Origin of the sequence: Marinitoga aeolica, from assembly GCF_029910535.1 — a bacterium.
Lineage (GTDB): Bacteria > Thermotogota > Thermotogae > Petrotogales > Petrotogaceae > Marinitoga > Marinitoga aeolica.
The window spans coordinates 1,487,082-1,506,626 of the sequence record NZ_CP069362.1 but is presented as its reverse complement, the minus strand read 5'-3'; the positions used below and the strand labels follow the sequence as shown (position 1 = coordinate 1,506,626).

Below are 19,545 nucleotides of genomic sequence, written 5' to 3'. Positions count from 1 at the left end.
AGGAGGGTAAAGCATGGGTAAAATGACATCATCATTTAAAAGGAAAATCGCAAAAATCAAAGTGGGAATCGCTTCTCCAGAAAGGATAAGAGAATGGTCAAGTGGAGAAGTAAAAAAGCCTGAAACTATTAATCACAGAACCTTTAAACCAGAAAGAGATGGTTTGTTCTGTGAAAAGATTTTTGGTCCTGTAAAAGATTATGAGTGTACTTGTGGCAGATACAAAGGTAAAAAGTATGAAGGTACAGTATGTGAAAGATGTGGAGTTAAAGTTGAATCTAAAGAAGCCAGAAGAAGAAAAATGGGACATATAGAGTTAGCCGCTCCCGTTGTACACATCTGGTTCTTAAAATCTTCACCTTCCATTTTATCTATACTATTAAATATACCAGTAAAAGAACTAGAAAATATTATTTATTACGGATCAAAAAGGGTAGTTGAAAAAATTTGGTTAATTACAGACCCAAAAGATTCTGATATGTTTGATTATGGAGATATGCTCCATAACACCGAATATGAAATTTTTAAAGAAAAAATGAATTTCGAAGTAGAACAGGCAGTAAAAGTTTTACATGTAAAAAATAAACCAATTGCTAAAAGAAGTGGTGTTGTAAGCATAGAAACAGAAATGACTCAAGCAAAACATGAAATTACATGGGTAAAAATTACAGACGAAAATGGTGTAGAAGAAAAATGGCCTATCTTTGAAGGATCCACATTATTCGTTGAAGATGGTGATGAAATAGAAGAGGGTACTCAGTTAGCTGATACATTCTTATATGAAGAAGAAATTTTAACAGCCAGTGAATATTTAATTTTTGAACAGTTCTATCCTTCCGCAATAGAAATCGAAAGGGATATTGAAAGAGATACTCCTATATTAGTTATAACTGCTATAGATCCTGAAGTTGAAAAGGAAATTGGTAAGGGCATAGGAAGCACGTTATTACAAGAAGAATATGAAGCATATTATGAACTTTATGGTGATAAAATAACTGCTGATTATGGTGGAGAAGCTATTAAAAAATTACTTAAAAATATTGATTTACATGAATTAAAAATACAATTAGAAGCTGAATTAGCAAAATTAGATAAAAAGAGTGCAAAAGCTTTAAAACTAATTAAAAGATTAAAAGTAGTAAAAGATTTTCTTAAATCCGGTAACAAACCAGAATGGATGATAATAGAAGCATTACCAGTAGTTCCACCAGACATAAGACCTTTGATTCAAATCGATGGTGGTAGGTTTGCAGCTACTGATTTAAATGATCTATATAGAAGAGTTATAAACAGGAATAATAGACTTCAAAAGTTATTTGAAATTGAAGCACCTGAAATAATTATAAGAAATGAAAAAAGAATTCTACAACAAGCTGTAGACTCCTTAATATATAATGGTCGTGTAGGTAAAGCTATGACCGATAGAAGTGGAAGACCTTTAAGGTCATTAACAGATTTAATCAAAGGTAAAAAAGGAAGATTTAGAAGAAATCTTCTTGGAAAACGTGTTGATTATTCAGGAAGGGCCGTTATTGTTGTTGGTCCTGAATTAAAAATACATGAATGTGGTCTTCCAAAGAAAATGGCTATGGAATTATTCAAGCCATTTGTATTAAATAAATTATTAAAAGATTCCAATGCATCAAGCAAAAATGCAAGAAAATTAAAGAAAACTATTATAGAAAAAGAAATGCCAGAAGCATGGGAAATGCTTGAAGAAGTAATTAAAGGGCATCCTGTAATGTTAAACAGAGCTCCTACATTACATAGAATTTCTATTCAAGCATTTATTCCAAGACTAATCGAAGGCAATTCTATTCAATTACATCCATTGGTAGGTCCTCCATTTAATGCTGATTTTGATGGAGACCAGATGGCTGTTCATGTTCCATTATCAAATATAGCCCAAGCTGAAGCTAAATTCTTGATGCTATCAAGATATAACATCATATCACCAGCTAATGGTAAACCAATATCCATGCCTGGTAAAGATATGATTGCAGGTGCTTATTATTTAACTACTGTTGATCAAAAATATTTTGATTCTAAAAAATTACCTGAAAATCCAAATGATTTAATAGAAAATAACAACAAAATTAAATATATATTTGGAGATGAATTCCAGGCATTTTATGTACATGAATATGAAAAAATAACAAATCATGAGGTAGTCGTAGAAAATGGAAAATTAAAATGGTCAAAACCAACTCTCGTACTACATGAACCTATTGGTTTATATAATAATGGCGAGATTATTAAAACCACTGTAGGAAGATTAATATTCAAAGAAATACTTCCTGAACCAATTGGAAGATTTAAACCTGATTTCAATAAAATCTATAAAAAGAAAGAAATTAAAAATCTTATATTTGACACATTTAAATATCATGGAATTGACAGAACAGCTGACCTATTAGATGATATTAAATTCTTAGGTTTCCATTACGCAACAGTATCAGGATTAACAATTTCTGTAAGAGATATTGTTGAATCAAAAGAAAGATTAGAAATTATCAAAAAATCAGAAGAAACAGTTATGGAAATTGAAAAATATTATGAAGAAGGTTATCTAACAGATGAGCAAAGATATAAAGAAGTTGTTAAAGTTTGGGAAAAAACAATTGCCGCAGTTACAGAAGTAACAAGTAAAGAATTCAAAAAATATCCTTTTAATCCTGTGTGGATGATGGTTGATTCTGGAGCCAGAGGTAATATTGACCAATTAAAACAGCTTGCTGGTATGAGGGGGCTTATGGCTGATCCATCAGGTAAAGTTATAGAATTACCTATTAAATCTAACTTCAGAAATGGTTTATCAGAATTGGAATTCTTTATTTCTACACACGGAGCTAGGAAAGGTTCTGCTGATACAGCTCTAAGAACATCTACAGCTGGTTATTTAACAAGAAGATTAGTTGATGTTGCACAATCAATTACTGTAACTGAACCAGATTGTGGCACAGAAAAAGGTATTGAAGCAAGAGAATTAATAGCTGATGGATTAAGAATTGAAAAACTTGCTGATTATTTATTCGGTAGGGTTTTAGCTAAAGATGTATTAGACCCACAAACTGATGAAATAATATCACATCCAGAAACAGGTAAAAAATATGTCAAAGATGTTATGTTGGATGAAGAAGATGCTGAATTCTTAGCAAATTATAAAACAAAAATTCCAGTAGTTAAAACAATTGATAATATTGAAATTGATAAGATTAATCTATACTTATATAACATATTAAATAATGATGTATTGGTTGATGGTGAATTGTTATTCTCAAAAGGCACAAAAATTGATAATGATGTAATTCTTTCGTTAAAGCAACACAATGTAAAAACCGTTAATATCAAAGAATATAAAGCTGTTAATTTTGTATTTGTAGGCGATAATCTAAAAGTCGAAGATGAAAATGGAAAACTAATTACATTGGCAAATTATCAAGAAAAAATTGATGAAGATACAGCAAGAAAATTAGAAAGATATAATATTTCAGAAATCGAAGTTAGACCTTCAATTTATGTAAGATCTATATTAACCTGTGAAGCTGAGCATGGTGTTTGTGCTAAATGTTATGGTATGGACTTATCAAATCATAAGATAGTAAATATTGGTGAATCAGTTGGTATTATAGCTGCACAATCAATTGGAGAACCAGGTACTCAGTTAACAATGAGAACATTCCATACTGGTGGTATTGCTACAGCTGGTGATATTACACAAGGTCTTCCAAGAGCTGAAGAGTTATTCGAAGCAAGAAAGAATTTAAAAGGTCCTGAAGCAGAGTTCTCAACTGTAAAAGGTATAGTTAGGAAGATCGACAGAGATGAAAAGGGAAGACTTGTATTTATTGTTGAAGATTTAAAAGGTGAATTATACACATACACAGCAGATCCAAAAGTTAAACCAACAGTTTCTGAAGGAGACAAAGTAGAACCAGGTTATAGGTTAACTTCTGGTAATATAAAACCAAGAAGGTTATTAGAAGAATTAGGTGCAGAAGTTACATTTGATTACTTATTAAAAGAAATTAAAAAGATTTATGCAGAACAAGGTGTTGAAATTCACGACAAACATTTTGAAATTATCATTAAACAAATGTTCAATAAGGTTGAAATAACATATGCTGGAGATACAGACTTTATGCCTAAAGACTTAGTAAACATTAAAGCTGTAGAAAAGGTGAATAAAAAGATTTATGAAGAAAACAAAAAGATTGAAGAAAATAGAGAAGACATTATTGGTAAAAAATTGGCTGAAAAAATCTCTATAAAAAATGATGATGGAAATGAAATAATCGGTGATGTTGGAGATGAAGTTACAGAAGAACTATTAAACAAAATAATCGAAGTCGGTATAAAAGAAGTTGAAGTATTTAAAACAGAACCACAATTATTAGAAACAGAAGATGGAGAAATAAGGTTAGTTGGAGAAAAGAAAGCATATTTAATTAACCCAAAAGAACCTGCAAGATTTGAAAGAAAATTATTAAGAATTACAAAATCCTCTCTGGAAAGAGAAGGTTGGTTAGGCGCTGCCTCATTCCAACAAACAGTTCAAGTATTGACAGAAGCTGCTTTAGAAGGAAGAGAAGATTATCTAATGGGTCTAAAAGAAAATGTAATTGTTGGACAACCAATTCCAGCTGGTACTGGATTAAAGGCTTTCTTAGAATCAGAAATTTCTGTATTCGAATTACCAACATTCCCAACAGAAGAAACTCAATCAGAAGAAAGTGCTGCATCTTAATATAATATACAAAGGGACCTGTCTTTACAGGTCCCTTGTTTTATTTTATAAATTATAATTTAAGGTTTAAAAAGAGTGTAATGACACTTTTGCATTTAATAAAAAATTAACAATATCTATTTTTTAGATTATTTCTGCTTTTTCAAATTTTATTGAAAAAAACAGTGTCAAATTCCGATGATGTGTTATCTTTCGTCTCATTTTATTAATTCCAACAACCGTTCTTCATTTTTTCTCGTTGTTTTTTCCAGTAATTCTTCTGTTTTTATGTCTGCTGTTATTTCTCCTTTTTTTAATACCACTATTCTATCGGTTTTCTCTATTTCACTTACATCATGACTTGCTAATATTATTGTTTTTCCATTTTTGGATAATTCTTCCATTATTTCATATATTTTCATCTTTGTTTCTATATCCACTCCATTTGTCGGTTCATCTAATAAATATATTTCCGCTTCTTTTATTAATGCTCTTGCTAAATTTAATCTTCTTTTCATTCCTGTTGATGCTTCCATATATTTGATTTTTCTGTTTTCATATAACCCCATCTCTTTTAATCCCTTTTCTACTTTCTTTTTTAATTCTTTTCCTGTTAGATTATTTAACATTCCAAAAAAATTTAAATTTTCTTCTAAATTCAATCTATAGTAAAATGACCTTTCATTTGATGTTGCTATTGATATTAATTTTTTTATTTGTTTTGATTCTTTTTTTATGTCATATTCTTTTATTTTTATTTCACCGTCATCTGGTATTATAAACATCCCTATTGTTTTTATTAATGTTGTTTTTCCTGCTCCATTTGAGCCGAATATTGTTACTTTTTCTCCTCTGTTTATTGTAAGATTTATGTTTTTTAATGCTTTTATCCCATTTTTGTATATCTTTGTCAGATTTTTTATTTCTATTATTTTTTCCATTTTTTCACATCCTAATATTGCGATATTGTGCCATATTTTCTTGCTTTATCAAAACTGTTTTTAAACCAGTACATTCCTATTGGTAATATTATTATTGTCATTATAATCAATATTATTATATCCTCTTTTATTTGGTATAAAGTATATCCATTTATTAATGTTTTTCTCAATCCATCCATTGCATATGTTGTTGGTAATATATAAGATATACCTCTTAACCATTTTGGTAATATTTCTACTGGATAATATATACCAGAAAACATTCCTGTTAAGAATGAATATACCCAGCTCACAGGATCACCTTTTTTTGTTATTACAATAAATCCTGCACTTAATAATCCTATTCCACTTAAACTTATCATTGTTATTATTAATAATATTATTGAAGATATTATATTCATTTTTATTTCTACATTAAATGTATATATTAAAAATACAAATACAATTCCTGTGTTTAATATTGTAAATATCAATTTTGAGAATATAGTGTATATAAACACTTCCCATAATGGTGTTTCAGACAGAAGCAGGTATTCTATTGTTCCCATTACCTGCTCCTGTCTTATTACACTTTTAAATGTTGTTAGAGAGAGAGTAGTATAACTCATAAATACGCTTCCAGATATGAAATATGCAAGAATATTTCCCCCATATTGTTCAATCATTGGAAAGTAATTACCCTGAGCTATGAACCTTCCCATGAATCCAAATTGTAATAATCCTAAAAATCCACTGAGTATTCCCAGTACTGCTTGTGTTTTATAACTTTTCCATATGAGTATATCTCTACCTAAAAAATACAAAAATTTTTTTATTTTTTTCATTTATTTCCCTCATTAATGTAAATTATATTATCTACAATAATTGCTATTTTATTATCTTCTATATATTTCATGTTGTTTATAAATTCTTTTGTAATTAATGCTTTTTCTATTTCACCAGTTGTTATATTATATATCATTATTTTTTCTCCATCTGTTATTATCAATTTATTTTCATTTATATCTAATGCTTTTATATTTTTTAATGGATGCATTATTATATTTTCTAATTTACCATTTAAAATATTGTATATAAATATATTTGATTTTGTATCTTCAATTAATAGTTGATAACCATCTTTTAAAATGATTGTTTTTTTGATAGGATTTAATATTGTTATTGATCTTATATATGCCTCTTTTCCTAAAGTATGTATCAATATTCTATTTCCAGGATTTGAGTTTATACTTCCACTTAACCCATTATACGATATTATGTATTTGTTATCTTTGGTTAAATTTATTGCCTGTATTATTCCATAATGTCCTTTATACTTTTTTAATTCTTTTTTATTTTTATAATCATATTTTACTATTTCATTATTTTTATTCCCATAATATATATATTTTCCATCAAAATCAGCTATTTTTTGTATTTTTTTATCTTTATATAATAATTCTCCAGTTTTTAGATCATAGATTTCAATTACTCCATTTTCACATGAGATAAATAACTTATCTTTTACTATTTTTACTTTTGATAAATAATCTTCTAATTCTTTTTTTAAAATTGTTTGATCTTCTTTTTTTATTGTTAATTCTGCATATTCATTTTCTATTATTTCATATCCATTTTGATATTCATAATACATTATATTTTCTTCACATTCTTTATATTTTTTCAATTTTATTTGCTCATATTTTATTTCATTCTCTTTTTTTCCTTCTTCCAAAAGATAAAAGTTTATATAATCTTCATCACTTTTTATGAAGTATTTATCTGTTAATATTACCTTATTTTTTAAAGGATCAAATCCTGCATTCTTTTCATATTCTATTTTAAAATCTTTTAAATTTATTTTTTGAATTATTCCTTTTTCATATAATATATATAATGCCTGTATTTTCTTGTTTATTGATATATCATGTATATATTCATTATTATTAATATTTTTTATAATTTTTAAAGTATTTTTTTCCAATATACTTAATTCATCCATTCCAGAAAGTATTATTATGTATTTTTCCGTTTCAACAATTTTTCTGATAGGCTCATTTGATATTTTTGTAATTTTATTTTCCATTATTATATTTCCATCTGTTGTTCCATATATTATATTTCCATCTATTTCGTTTATTGTAGATATATATTTATTATAATTCATTGTTTTTATGTGCTTGCCGGTATCAATACTGTATTCATTAATTTCATTTACTTTTTCTCCGTTTACTACTATTAATTTTTTTTCATTTTCTGATATAAATATAAATGGAATTATATATTTATAATTTATATTTAATTTTATCTTTTTATTAGTGTTATTTTTATCTAAAATATAAAATGAATTATACTCTTCAAATTTTACTATATAATTTTTAGAAATAGCTAAAGGCATTGAATTATAAACCTCTATGCTTTCATTATTTAAATAATATATGAAACCAGTTCTTGTGGAATAATCAAAATTAAAAATTAATGCATTAAGCTGTGAGTCAAAATAAAAATCATTTGTAATATTTTTTATCGAATATAAATTTTTTTCCAGATTATTTACTAAATTATGGTTATAGTACTTAGAAATCAATACATAGTAATAATTACCTTCAAAATCTGATTCTTCAAGCCATTTAAACCAGTTTTGAGCATATACCTTTAATTTTTCCTCCAGCATTTTTTCTGAAAAAATTGCTGATCCCTGATATAATTTTTTTAGTTCACTATAACCATATTTTTTTCTAATAAAATCAAAAAATGAAATACCAAAAGTATAACCATTCCTAAAATTAAAGAAAATCCTTTTAAACTTCTCATTAAATGTCAAATCTTTAAATTCATCAGAATCTATTATTATTTTTTTTATTGTTTTATTATAACTATTTATAATATACGGATTATCATACCATCTAAACCAGCTTGCAAAAGCTTCATCTACAAAGGGAACTCCGCTTTTGCCCCATAATATACCACATAAACCATGAACTATTTCGTGTGGAATAGACCACCATGATGAAAAAATAAAGGTTTTAATTTTATCTTTATCCTTTATTGCTGTAGTAAATGATGCATTCTCATTAGAAAATGCCAATTTGTCTAAATCACTATTAATGATGACAATAATAATTTTTTCTGGGATTTCTTTTTCTTCAAAAGCTTTAATAAAATAATCCACCTCATCCTGAAATAGTTTTGCATAAATAACAATATGTTTTCTAAATGGAGAATTTTTTTCAAAATAAATCTCTAAATTCTTGGTTTCATATTTTGCATAATATTTTTGTGCATATTCGTATAACGAATGTAATTTATTTTTATCGATTTTTACAATTCCATATATTATATTACTAAATATGATTATAATCAATAAAAATAAAATTCTTAAGTATTTCAAAATATCAACTCCTTTTATTTTAATAGGAAGAGGGGTGTTCGATTATATGAACACCCTTGGAATTAATTACATGAACCTGGAATTAATATAGGTGGTATAATATCTTCAGCACAAATTCCAGTTTCGGCTATTCTATCCCAACTACCTGGAGCACAAGTAAATAAACAGGACATCCCACCATCTCCAGCACCTGGATCACTATCACATGGTGTTAAATCTGATGAATCTGATAAAATCCCTGGTTCATTCAAACTAATAATTTTGAATGACATATCAATACCCCCTTTTAGAATTATTACAATAAAGCCACCTCAAATAGCAACTTTATTGTTTGTTTCATTATTGGCTATTTCTTTTGATAATAAAACCATTGTCCATTCATATTCTAATTTTATAAGTTCACAAAAATAATTCAAAATTCTAAGGGCTCTTCCTATATCATTTATTTCCCTCATTAATGTAAATTATATTATCTACAATAATTGCTATTTTATTATCTTCTATATATTTCATGTTGTTTATAAATTCTTTTGTAATTAATGCTTTTTCTATTTCACCAGTTGTTATATTATATATCATTATTTTTTCTCCATCTGTTATTATCAATTTATTTTCATTTATATCTAATGCTTTTATATTTTTTAATGGATGCATTATTATATTTTCTAATTTACCATTTAAAATATTGTATATAAATATATTTGATTTTGTATCTTCAATTAATAGTTGATAACCATCTTTTAAAATGATTGTTTTTTTGATAGGATTTAATATTGTTATTGATCTTATATATGCCTCTTTTCCTAAAGTATGTATCAATATTCTATTTCCAGGATTTGAGTTTATACTTCCACTTAACCCATTATACGATATTATGTATTTGTTATCTTTGGTTAAATTTATTGCCTGTATTATTCCATAATGTCCTTTATACTTTTTTAATTCTTTTTTATTTTTATAATCATATTTTACTATTTCATTATTTTTATTCCCATAATATATATATTTTCCATCAAAATCAGCTATTTTTTGTATTTTTTTATCTTTATATAATAATTCTCCAGTTTTTAGATCATAGATTTCAATTACTCCATTTTCACATGAGATAAATAACTTATCTTTTACTATTTTTACTTTTGATAAATAATCTTCTAATTCTTTTTTTAAAATTGTTTGATCTTCTTTTTTTATTGTTAATTCTGCATATTCATTTTCTATTATTTCATATCCATTTTGATATTCATAATACATTATATTTTCTTCACATTCTTTATATTTTTTCAATTTTATTTGCTCATATTTTATTTCATTCTCTTTTTTTCCTTCTTCCAAAAGATAAAAGTTTATATAATCTTCATCACTTTTTATGAAGTATTTATCTGTTAATATTACCTTATTTTTTAAAGGATCAAATCCTGCATTCTTTTCATATTCTATTTTAAAATCTTTTAAATTTATTTTTTGAATTATTCCTTTTTCATATAATATATATAATGCCTGTATTTTCTTGTTTATTGATATATCATGTATATATTCATTATTATTAATATTTTTTATAATTTTTAAAGTATTTTTTTCCAATATACTTAATTCATCCATTCCAGAAAGTATTATTATGTATTTTTCCGTTTCAACAATTTTTCTGATAGGCTCATTTGATATTTTTGTAATTTTATTTTCCATTATTATATTTCCATCTGTTGTTCCATATATTATATTTCCATCTATTTCGTTTATTGTAGATATATATTTGTCATAATCTATCGTTTTTATGTATTCGCCATTTTCTATTTTATATTCTTTAATTTTTTTCCCATTTACTAAAAAGATTTTTCTTTCACTTTCAGAGATATAAGCTTTACTTATATTTTCTAAATCAGTATTGATTTTATATAATATAGATTTTTTTTGTATATTATAAAAATTTATATTAACTATGTTATTTATTGTTAATAAATAATTTTTTGAGTCTGTTACAAAAGTTCCTTTGTATAATTTCACTTTTTTATAATCTAAATCATATACAGCAGTATAAGAATATAAATTTCCATTTATATTCTTATTTAATATTATTCTATTATTTGATGTATAATAAAAATCATTATAATATATGTTTTTTATTGATGTAAATTTTTTTAAATTTATATTTTTATTTTCTTCTTTATTACATAATTTAATAAAATTTTCTGAATAATTGAAAGTGTTATTTTCGTCTTTTAACCATTTAATCCAATTTATCATATAAGGTATTATATTTTCTTTTAATTGACGTTTATTCCAACTATTTAAATTTATATAAAAATTTTTAAATCTATTTATTCCATATTCTTCAATAAAAAAACCTATAAAAGATGCTCCAAATGTATATCCATTTTTCCAGTTTAAAAATATTTTTTTATATAATTCTTCATAATTAAGATTCCTATATTCTTGAGAATACTTAATCATATATTTAACATAAAAATGATATTTTGAACCTAGATCAAGACCATCATTAATATATTTGAACCAATTTGCTAGTCCTTCTTTAAAAAATGGATTTTCTCCTTTAAAGGTATAAAAATCAATAGCGTGTACAATTTCATGTTTTAAATTAACAGGCGTTCCAAAAACTACTTTATTATTCCAGAAACCACCAACTTGATATTCTGATAATCCTACTATTTCTTTTCTAGTATCAAATAAAATTACAGGAATTTTTTTATTGAATATTTTTATTTTAAAAATTTTTATTAAATTATTTATTTCATTTTGGTAATATAATGCTATTTTAACTATATATGGAGAAAAATTAGCATTTTTTTCAAAATATATTTCTAAATTTTTAGTATTATATTTTGCATAATTTTTTATAGCATATTCATATGCTGAATTTATTTTTTTTTCATCCAGTTTAATGGAAAAGCTTAAACTTATAAGAAAAATAAACATTAATAATAATATATTTTTTTTTATCATAAAAATACTTCCTCCCTTTTTAATACTTGACACACCTGCATCAATAAATGCAGGTGTGTCAGGTGAGTTTAATTAAAAAATTATTTTAGCAATCTCCGCTTGATGGTGCGTATATATCTCCACCTGGATTTCCAGTTTCTAAAACTCTATCCCAACTACCTGGAGCACAAGTAAATAAACAGGACATTCCACCATCTCCGGCACCGGGATCACTATCACATGGTGTTAAATCTGATGAATCTGATAAAATCCCTGGCTCATTCAAACCAATAATTTTGAATGACATATCAATACCCCCTTTAGAATTATTACAATAAAGTCACCTCAAATAGCAACTCTATTGCTGTTTTTTTATTAGCTATTTCTTTTGATAATAAAATATTGCCCATTCATACCATAATTTCTTCTAAAACTCTATCCCAACTACCTGGAGCACAAATAAATAAACAGGACATTCCACCATCTCCGGCACCGGGATCACTATCACACGGTGTTAAATCTGATGAATCTGATAAAATCTCTGGTTCATTTAAACTAATAATTTTGAATGACATATCAATACCCCCTTTTAGAATTATTACAATAAAGCCACCTCAAATGATAACTTTGTTGCTTGTTTCTTTATTGGCTATTTCTTTTGATAATAAAACCATTGCCCATTCATATTCTAATTTTATAAGTTCACAAAAATAATTTTTAATTTCTTTTGGATATCCTTTTTGTAGATCATTTTTTAAATGGCAACCCCCACCACACAAATTTTTTGCCCAACATTTTTTACATCTTTCATTTTCAATTCCTATCATTATTTTATTAAATAAGTTGTATGCTGATTTTATTATTTCATCATGTGTATTTTTAAATATATTACCTATATAGTATTTTTCAATTCCTGTTGCGCGATGACACATATACAAATTTCCATCAGCGGAGAGCGAAATTTCTCTTACGCCTCCTAAACAGTTTATCTTCAATTGATTCTTGTTTTTAATTCTATTTTTTCTAACTATTATTGAAGATAATATTATTTCTGAAATTGTATTATCTTTTCCAGAAACATATGATTCTATTTTTTTATTGTATTTTTTTAAATCAGGTAATAATGTATAATCTTCTGGAGCTACAAATGCACGAACCACATTTTTAAATTTATATACTTTCCAAAAATCATCAAATTCTTGATTAAATTTTGTAACTGTTATTCTTGTATAATAGTCAATCTCAAATTTTTCTAACAATTTTATTCCATTTACAATTTTTCTAAATGAATTTTCGTTATTTTTTAATGGTCTTAATAGGTTATTTTCCTCTTCATTTCCATCAATACTTATCATTACTTTAAAATTATATTTTTTTAAAAATTTTGCTGTCTCTTCGTTTAACAACGTTCCGTTTGTTGTTATATTATAAGAAGGCTTTTGATCAAAATTTTTTTCTATATATTCGACAACTTCTTTTATAAGTTTAAAATTTAATAATGGCTCTCCGCCAAAAAAAGAGATGGATAATTGATCAAATTTATTATTGTATAATTTTTCTAATGCTAATTTTACAGTTTCAAATTTCATTATAGATGTATTTCCATATGTACCATTATCAGCAAAACAGTAAATACATTTCATATTACATTCTTGTACTACATTTAACACCAAAGTATTAAAATTAATATTATCATAAAAAATTTTTTCTTTATTAATAGATTCACTATTTTTTATTCTGTTATTTTCAATAAATTCTTTTAATTCTGTTGGTAAATCAATATTCCTTTTTTTATAATTTTTTAAAATATTATATGAATTTTCATCTAACTTATAACAGGATAAACTTTCCGGGAAAAAAATAATTTTTTCATTTAATTTTTCAAAAATGTGAAAATCTTTATAATTCATAATATTACCATCCCCTTTTATCAATATTAAGGTATCAGCCGGCTAAATATTTAAGGTTTAGAATTATATCTACGTAGATACAACAAATTTTATAAACTAAAAATTTTAATTCTATTATTATCAATAAATATATTGTGAAATTTATAACTTTATAGTTCACAAATTTTTGATGAATAATATTTTTAATATTAAAATATAAATAAAGATTTTTTTCACTTATTCAATTCACGATAATTTTATCAAAAAAAAAAAAAAATCAACAACATTAACGTAAATTTATGGTAAATTTTTCTTTTCTTAAATTTAATAAATTTACACATTTATTATATCAATGATATATTTTTATTGTTAATTTTTAGGTTTATTTTTAAGATTATATAAAAAAATAAGGAACCTTTCGGTCCCTTATTTTTTTACTATTGAAATTCTTACCATATTTTTCTCTATTTCTGCCTGAGCTTTTGCTTTTTCTGCTGTATTTGCCGCATGACTCAATTTAGCTTTAGCAGCTTCTATTGATTTCATAGCTGTTTCTACATCTATCTCCTCTGGCTTTTCAGCAGCTGTCGTTAAAATCACCATTTCCTTTCCATCCATTTCCATTATACCACCATGAATGGCAAACAATTCCTCTTTTTCATCTTCTGTTTTTACCTTTAAAGGTGAAACCTTAAGCTTAGCAACTATGGGCAATCTATTCGTTAAAACACCCATTCCACCTTCTACTGTAGTAAATTCGACATAATTTGCTTTCATTTCTGCTTTGATTCCTCTGGGGGTTACAATTTTTAAATCAAACATTTTCCCCCTCCTTATACTTTAATTCCCATACTTTTTGCCTTTTCTATTGCTTGTTCTATTGTTCCAACCATATAAAATGCTTGCTCTGGTATATGATCATATTTACCTTCTAAAATCTCTTTAAATCCTCTTACTGTATCTTCAATTTTAACATATTGTCCTTCAATACCGGAAAATTTCTCTGCAACAAAGAATGGTTGTGTTAAGAACCTTTGTATTTTTCTAGCTCTTTGAACTGTTAATTTATCCTCTTCTGATAATTCTTCAATACCAAGAATAGCAATAATATCCTGTAAATCTTTATATCTTTGTAATACCTGTTGCACTCCACGAGCTACCTGATAATGTTCTTCACCTAAAACTGCTGGATCCAATACCTTTGAAGTTGAGTCTAATGGATCAACTGCTGGATATAACCCTAATTCTGCTATTTGCCTTGAAAGAACTATTGTTGCTTCTAAATGTGAGAATGTTGTTGCTGGAGCAGGGTCTGTAATGTCATCAGCTGGAACGTAAACTGCTTGAACAGAGGTTATAGATCCATCTTTTGTGGATGTAATTCTTTCTTGCAATTGTCCAACATCTGTAGCTAATGTTGGCTGATAACCAACTGCAGATGGCATACGCCCTAACAATGCGGAAACTTCTGAACCAGCTTGAACAAATCTAAAGATATTATCTATAAACAATAATACATCTTTCTTTTGAACATCCCTAAAATATTCAGCCATTGTTAATGCTGTTAATGCAATTCTAAACCTTGCTCCTGGTGGTTCGTTCATCTGACCAAAAACTAAGGCTGTATTGGGTAAAACTCCTGATTCCTGCATTTCTAACCATAAATCATTACCTTCTCTGGTTCTTTCACCAACGCCAGCAAATAATGATAACCCTTTATGTTCAATTGCAATATTCCTTATAAGTTCCATAACAAGAACAGTCTTACCAACACCAGCACCACCAAAGAACCCTATTTTACCTCCTTTGGGGAATGGCGCTAATAGGTCAATAACCTTAATACCTGTTTCTAATATTTCAATATCTGTTGATTGATCCTTTATTGATGGTGGTTCTCTATGAATAGGCCAATAATCTTTCGCTTCTACTTCGCCTCTTTCATCTATTGGATCACCTAAAAGATTAAACATTCTTCCTAATGTTACATCACCTACAGGCACCTTGATAGGGGCACCAGTATCTACAACGTCAAGGCCTCTTTTTAATCCATCTGTTGAATCAAGGGCAACACATCTAACTGTGTTATCTCCTATTAATTGTTCAACTTCCAATACTAATTTTTTATTTGTATATGGATTAATTACTTCAAGAGCATTATATACTTCCGGCAACTTTCCTGATTCAAATTTAACATCCACAACGGGGCCTATTATACTTACTAATTTTCCAATATTTTTTTCCACTTATTACACCCCCAATATTATTCTTCCTGCAATGCCTGAGCACCGTTTACTATTTCTATTAATTCTTGTGTAATTGACGCCTGCCTTGCTTTATTATATGCAAGAGTAAGCTTTTCAATTAAATTCTTTGCATTATCTGTAGCATTATGCATAGCATTTTTTCTGGCATACAGTTCACTAATCTTATTTTCATATATAATTAAATACATTTTTGATAATAGATATAAATATGCAGCTTCTTCGAACAATTCTTTAGAATCTGGTTCATATTCAACCCTTGGATCCATAGCACCTTCAAAACTTATTGGTAATAAATCCACAACTTCTGGTTTTTGAACCAAAGCATTTTTAAATGCTCCATATACTACCTTAACTTTTCCTATATTTTTACTTTCTATAATATCTATAATATCATCCAAAATATATTCCGCATCCTCTTGCTTTGGAACATCATATAATTTAGTTCTGGATAGTAACAAATTGCCTGTTTGTTTTAACTCTATTTCTCCTTTAGAACCTATATTATAAAATCCAACAAAATCTTTTGTTTTATTTGATAAATCAATAGCCATTTTGGACAACTCAATAGGAAAAGCTCCACATAATCCCATATCAGGAGTTATTACTACTATTAAAGTTCCTTTATTATTTGACGTATATATACTATCCTCAACAGGAGATATTTTTTTTATTATTTTCTCTGCATAATGAGCATAATCCTTTAACGCCGTAATTTCTTTAACTATTTTATTAGCTTTTGCAGCAGCTACCATTTCCATAGCTTTTGTGATTTTCATTGTGGATTGTGTAGATGCACGGCGTTGTTTAAGAATCCTTAATTTTCCACGACTCATAAGATGTCACCACCTTAAGCTTGAAAAGCTGCTTTAAAGTCTTCAATAGCTTTTCTAAGCTCCTTATCTAAGTCATCATCAATTTTCTTCTTTGTCTTTATTGATTCTAAAATTGATGGTCTATTTGATTTTAAGAATTGTAAGAATTCTTTCTCAAATTTACTAATGCTTTGTGTTGGTATATCATCAAGATATCCATTTACACCTGCAAAAACAACTGCTACTTGATCTTCAACTTCCATTGGAACATATTGACCCTGTTTTAATAACTCAGAAAGTTTTTCACCTCTGATTAATTGCTTTCTTGTAGATTCATCTAATTCAGTTGCAAATTGAGCGAATGCTTCTAATTCTCTGTATTGAGCCAAGTCAAGCCTCAAACTACCAGCTACCTGTTTCATAGCCTTAATTTGAGCAGCTCCACCAACCCTTGAAACGGATAAACCAACATTTACAGCAGGTCTTTGGCCTGCATAGAACAATGATGGTTCGAGATAAATCTGTCCATCTGTAATAGAAATAACGTTTGTTGGAATATATGCAGAAACGTCGTTTGCTTGAGTTTCAATTATTGGTAAAGCTGTTAATGATCCACCACCATAATTTTCATGCAATCTAGCAGCCCTTTCCAACAATCTTGAATGCAAATAGAAAACATCTCCAGGATAAGCTTCACGTCCTGGTGGTCTTCTTAAAAGAAGAGATAATTCCCTATATGCTGCAGCATGTTTTGACAAATCATCATAAACTGCTAATGCATCTTTACCATTAAACATAAAATATTCTCCCATTGCAGCACCAGCATAAGGAGCTAAATATAATAATGATGCTGGATCACTTGCACTAGCCACAACAACCGTTGTATATTCCATAGCACCATATTCTTCTAATTTTGCTACTGTTCTTGCAACCGCTGAAGCTTTTTGCCCAATAGCAACATAAATACAGTGAACACCTTTACCTTTTTGATTTATTATTGTATCAATGGCTATAGCTGTTTTACCTGTTTGCCTATCGCCAATAATTAATTCTCTTTGTCCTCTTCCAATAGGAATCATTGTATCAATAGCTTTTAAACCTGTTTGTAATGGTGTATCGACAGGTTTTCTTAAAACAACACCTGGGGCTTTAAATTCAATTGGTCTTGTGTGTTTTGCATTTATTGGCCCTTTACCATCCAATGGTTCTCCAAGTGGATTAACAACTCTTCCTAATAGCTCTTCACCAACAGGAACTTCTGCAATTTTACCTGTTCTAACAACTTTATTCCCTTCTTTTATAAGCCTATAATCACCTAAAATTATTATACCAACATTATCTTCTTCAAGGTTTAATGCCATACCATTTACAACATCACCAGTATCGGTATGGATTTCAACTAATTCACTTGCCATAGCATCTTTTAAACCATATGCTCTGGCAATACCATCACCAACCTGAATTATCCATCCAACTTCCTTTATTTCACCTGATTCATATGATTTTATACGTTCCTCAATAACTTTTTCGAGTTCATCAGGATTTATTCTCAAACAAATCACCCCCGCTTGGAAGCGTACTCGCGTCCGATTTTTTCCAGCATACCTTTTATAGAATAGTCAAATACTTTATCTTCTAATTGTAACTGCATTCCACCTATTAAATCTTCTTTTATTTCTGAATCCAATATAGCTTTTCTTCCAGTTTTTTTGAAGATTATTTCTTTTAATTCTTCTATTGTTTTGTTTTTTAATTCATATGGTGTTATCATTTTTACTTTTATTAATTTCTTTAATTCATTATTCTTTTGTTCAAGTAATATATAGATCATTGGTAACATTAATTGCCTTTTTTTATATACTAAAGCTTCAATGAACTTATTGAAATTAGCATCTTCAATTTCTGAAGCCTTAATAATTTGCATAGTAATATAATCCTTTGGCAACAAAGGATTACCTATTAAATCATAAAACTTCTTATCTCCTTGAATTTTATCTATAACTTTTTTTATAGCATTAACGTATTCATCCAATTTATCCAGTTTATTTTCTTCAGATAAATATTCTAAAAAAGCTTCTACATATCTTGTTGCAACTGATATTGAATTTTTCATAATTTTTCACCCTTATCAAGTGCTTCAAATGCTCTTTTTACAATTTCCTCATTAACTTTTTCATCAACATTTTTCTTTAATATCATTGAAGCAATTGCAATTGAGAGTGAAACCACTTTATTTTGTATATCTTTAAATGCCTCTTCTTTTATTTCCTCTGCTTCTTTTTCTGCCGAAGCTATAATTCTGGCTTTTTCAGCAGTTGCTTCTTCTTTAGCATTTGATACTATGCTTTTTGCTAATTCTTCAGCTTCTTTTATAATACTTTCTTTTTTCGCTCTTATATCTTCTAATTCCTTATTTGCATTTTGTAATTTTTCTTCAGCTTCTTTTCTTAATTTTTCTGATTGATTTAATTCGCTTTCAACAATTTGCCTTCTTTTATCTGCCATCTCAAAAAAGGGTTTATATAGCATAACCCATAAAAAATATGCTAATACTGTAAACCCTACTAAATTAAGTATTGATGTAAAATTAAAATCTAACACTCATT

General features: G+C 27.3%; 15 protein-coding genes. 1 reads left to right on the top strand and 14 read right to left on the bottom strand.

Features of this window, described 5'->3' with window-relative positions:
* The first annotated feature begins 13 nt into the window (after positions 1-13).
* On the top strand, positions 14-4,747 hold the full coding sequence (locus tag JRV97_RS07000) for a DNA-directed RNA polymerase subunit beta' (protein ID WP_280997505.1): 4,734 nt from the start codon (positions 14-16) through the stop codon (positions 4,745-4,747).
* Between the two features lie 197 nt (positions 4,748-4,944).
* On the opposite strand, the gene JRV97_RS06995 is transcribed toward JRV97_RS07000, so the two are convergent.
* The 14 genes from JRV97_RS06995 to atpF form a co-directional block, all read right to left on the bottom strand.
* Positions 4,945-5,667, bottom strand: a complete 723-nt coding sequence (locus tag JRV97_RS06995; protein WP_280997503.1) for an ABC transporter ATP-binding protein — start codon at positions 5,665-5,667, stop codon at positions 4,945-4,947.
* Between the two features lie 11 nt (positions 5,668-5,678).
* Positions 5,679-6,491, bottom strand: coding sequence for an ABC transporter permease (locus tag JRV97_RS06990; protein WP_280997501.1), 813 nt, complete (start codon positions 6,489-6,491; stop codon positions 5,679-5,681).
* Positions 6,488-9,037, bottom strand: a complete 2,550-nt coding sequence (locus JRV97_RS06985; protein WP_280997499.1) for a WD40 repeat domain-containing protein — start codon at positions 9,035-9,037, stop codon at positions 6,488-6,490. The genes JRV97_RS06990 and JRV97_RS06985 overlap by 4 nt, the downstream gene beginning before the upstream one ends.
* Positions 9,038-9,099: 62 nt before the next feature.
* Positions 9,100-9,309, bottom strand: coding sequence for a hypothetical protein (locus JRV97_RS06980; protein WP_280997498.1), 210 nt, complete (start codon positions 9,307-9,309; stop codon positions 9,100-9,102).
* Positions 9,310-9,475: 166 nt separating this feature from the next.
* Positions 9,476-11,995 (bottom strand): WD40 repeat domain-containing protein, encoded by a 2,520-nt coding sequence (locus JRV97_RS06975; RefSeq protein WP_280997497.1) that lies wholly within the window; start codon positions 11,993-11,995, stop codon positions 9,476-9,478.
* A gap of 85 nt (positions 11,996-12,080) precedes the next feature.
* Positions 12,081-12,281 (bottom strand): hypothetical protein, encoded by a 201-nt coding sequence (locus tag JRV97_RS06970; protein WP_280997495.1) that lies wholly within the window; start codon positions 12,279-12,281, stop codon positions 12,081-12,083.
* Between the two features lie 103 nt (positions 12,282-12,384).
* A complete protein-coding gene (locus JRV97_RS06965) occupies positions 12,385-12,549 on the bottom strand; it encodes a hypothetical protein (RefSeq protein ID WP_280997493.1) in 165 nt (54 codons plus the stop codon).
* Between the two features lie 39 nt (positions 12,550-12,588).
* On the bottom strand, positions 12,589-13,884 hold the full coding sequence (locus tag JRV97_RS06960; protein WP_280997491.1) for a radical SAM/SPASM domain-containing protein: 1,296 nt from the start codon (positions 13,882-13,884) through the stop codon (positions 12,589-12,591).
* A gap of 405 nt (positions 13,885-14,289) precedes the next feature.
* On the bottom strand, positions 14,290-14,685 hold the full coding sequence (atpC, locus tag JRV97_RS06955) for an ATP synthase F1 subunit epsilon (protein ID WP_280997490.1): 396 nt from the start codon (positions 14,683-14,685) through the stop codon (positions 14,290-14,292).
* A gap of 11 nt (positions 14,686-14,696) precedes the next feature.
* Positions 14,697-16,106 carry a F0F1 ATP synthase subunit beta gene (gene atpD / locus JRV97_RS06950; RefSeq protein ID WP_280997488.1) on the bottom strand — a complete coding sequence of 470 codons (1,410 nt, stop codon included), beginning with the start codon at positions 16,104-16,106 and terminating at the stop codon, positions 14,697-14,699.
* 17 nt (positions 16,107-16,123) lie between these two features.
* Complete coding sequence (gene atpG / locus JRV97_RS06945) at positions 16,124-16,960, bottom strand: ATP synthase F1 subunit gamma (protein WP_280997486.1); 837 nt, start codon at positions 16,958-16,960, stop codon at positions 16,124-16,126.
* A 14-nt stretch (positions 16,961-16,974) separates the two neighbouring features.
* Positions 16,975-18,492 (bottom strand): F0F1 ATP synthase subunit alpha, encoded by a 1,518-nt coding sequence (gene atpA / locus JRV97_RS06940; protein WP_280997484.1) that lies wholly within the window; start codon positions 18,490-18,492, stop codon positions 16,975-16,977.
* A 5-nt stretch (positions 18,493-18,497) separates the two neighbouring features.
* Positions 18,498-19,052 (bottom strand): ATP synthase F1 subunit delta, encoded by a 555-nt coding sequence (gene atpH / locus JRV97_RS06935; RefSeq protein ID WP_280997482.1) that lies wholly within the window; start codon positions 19,050-19,052, stop codon positions 18,498-18,500.
* Positions 19,049-19,540 carry a F0F1 ATP synthase subunit B gene (gene atpF, locus JRV97_RS06930; protein WP_280997480.1) on the bottom strand — a complete coding sequence of 164 codons (492 nt, stop codon included), beginning with the start codon at positions 19,538-19,540 and terminating at the stop codon, positions 19,049-19,051. Before atpF ends, atpH begins: the two co-directional genes overlap by 4 nt.
* Positions 19,541-19,545: the final 5 nt, after the last annotated feature.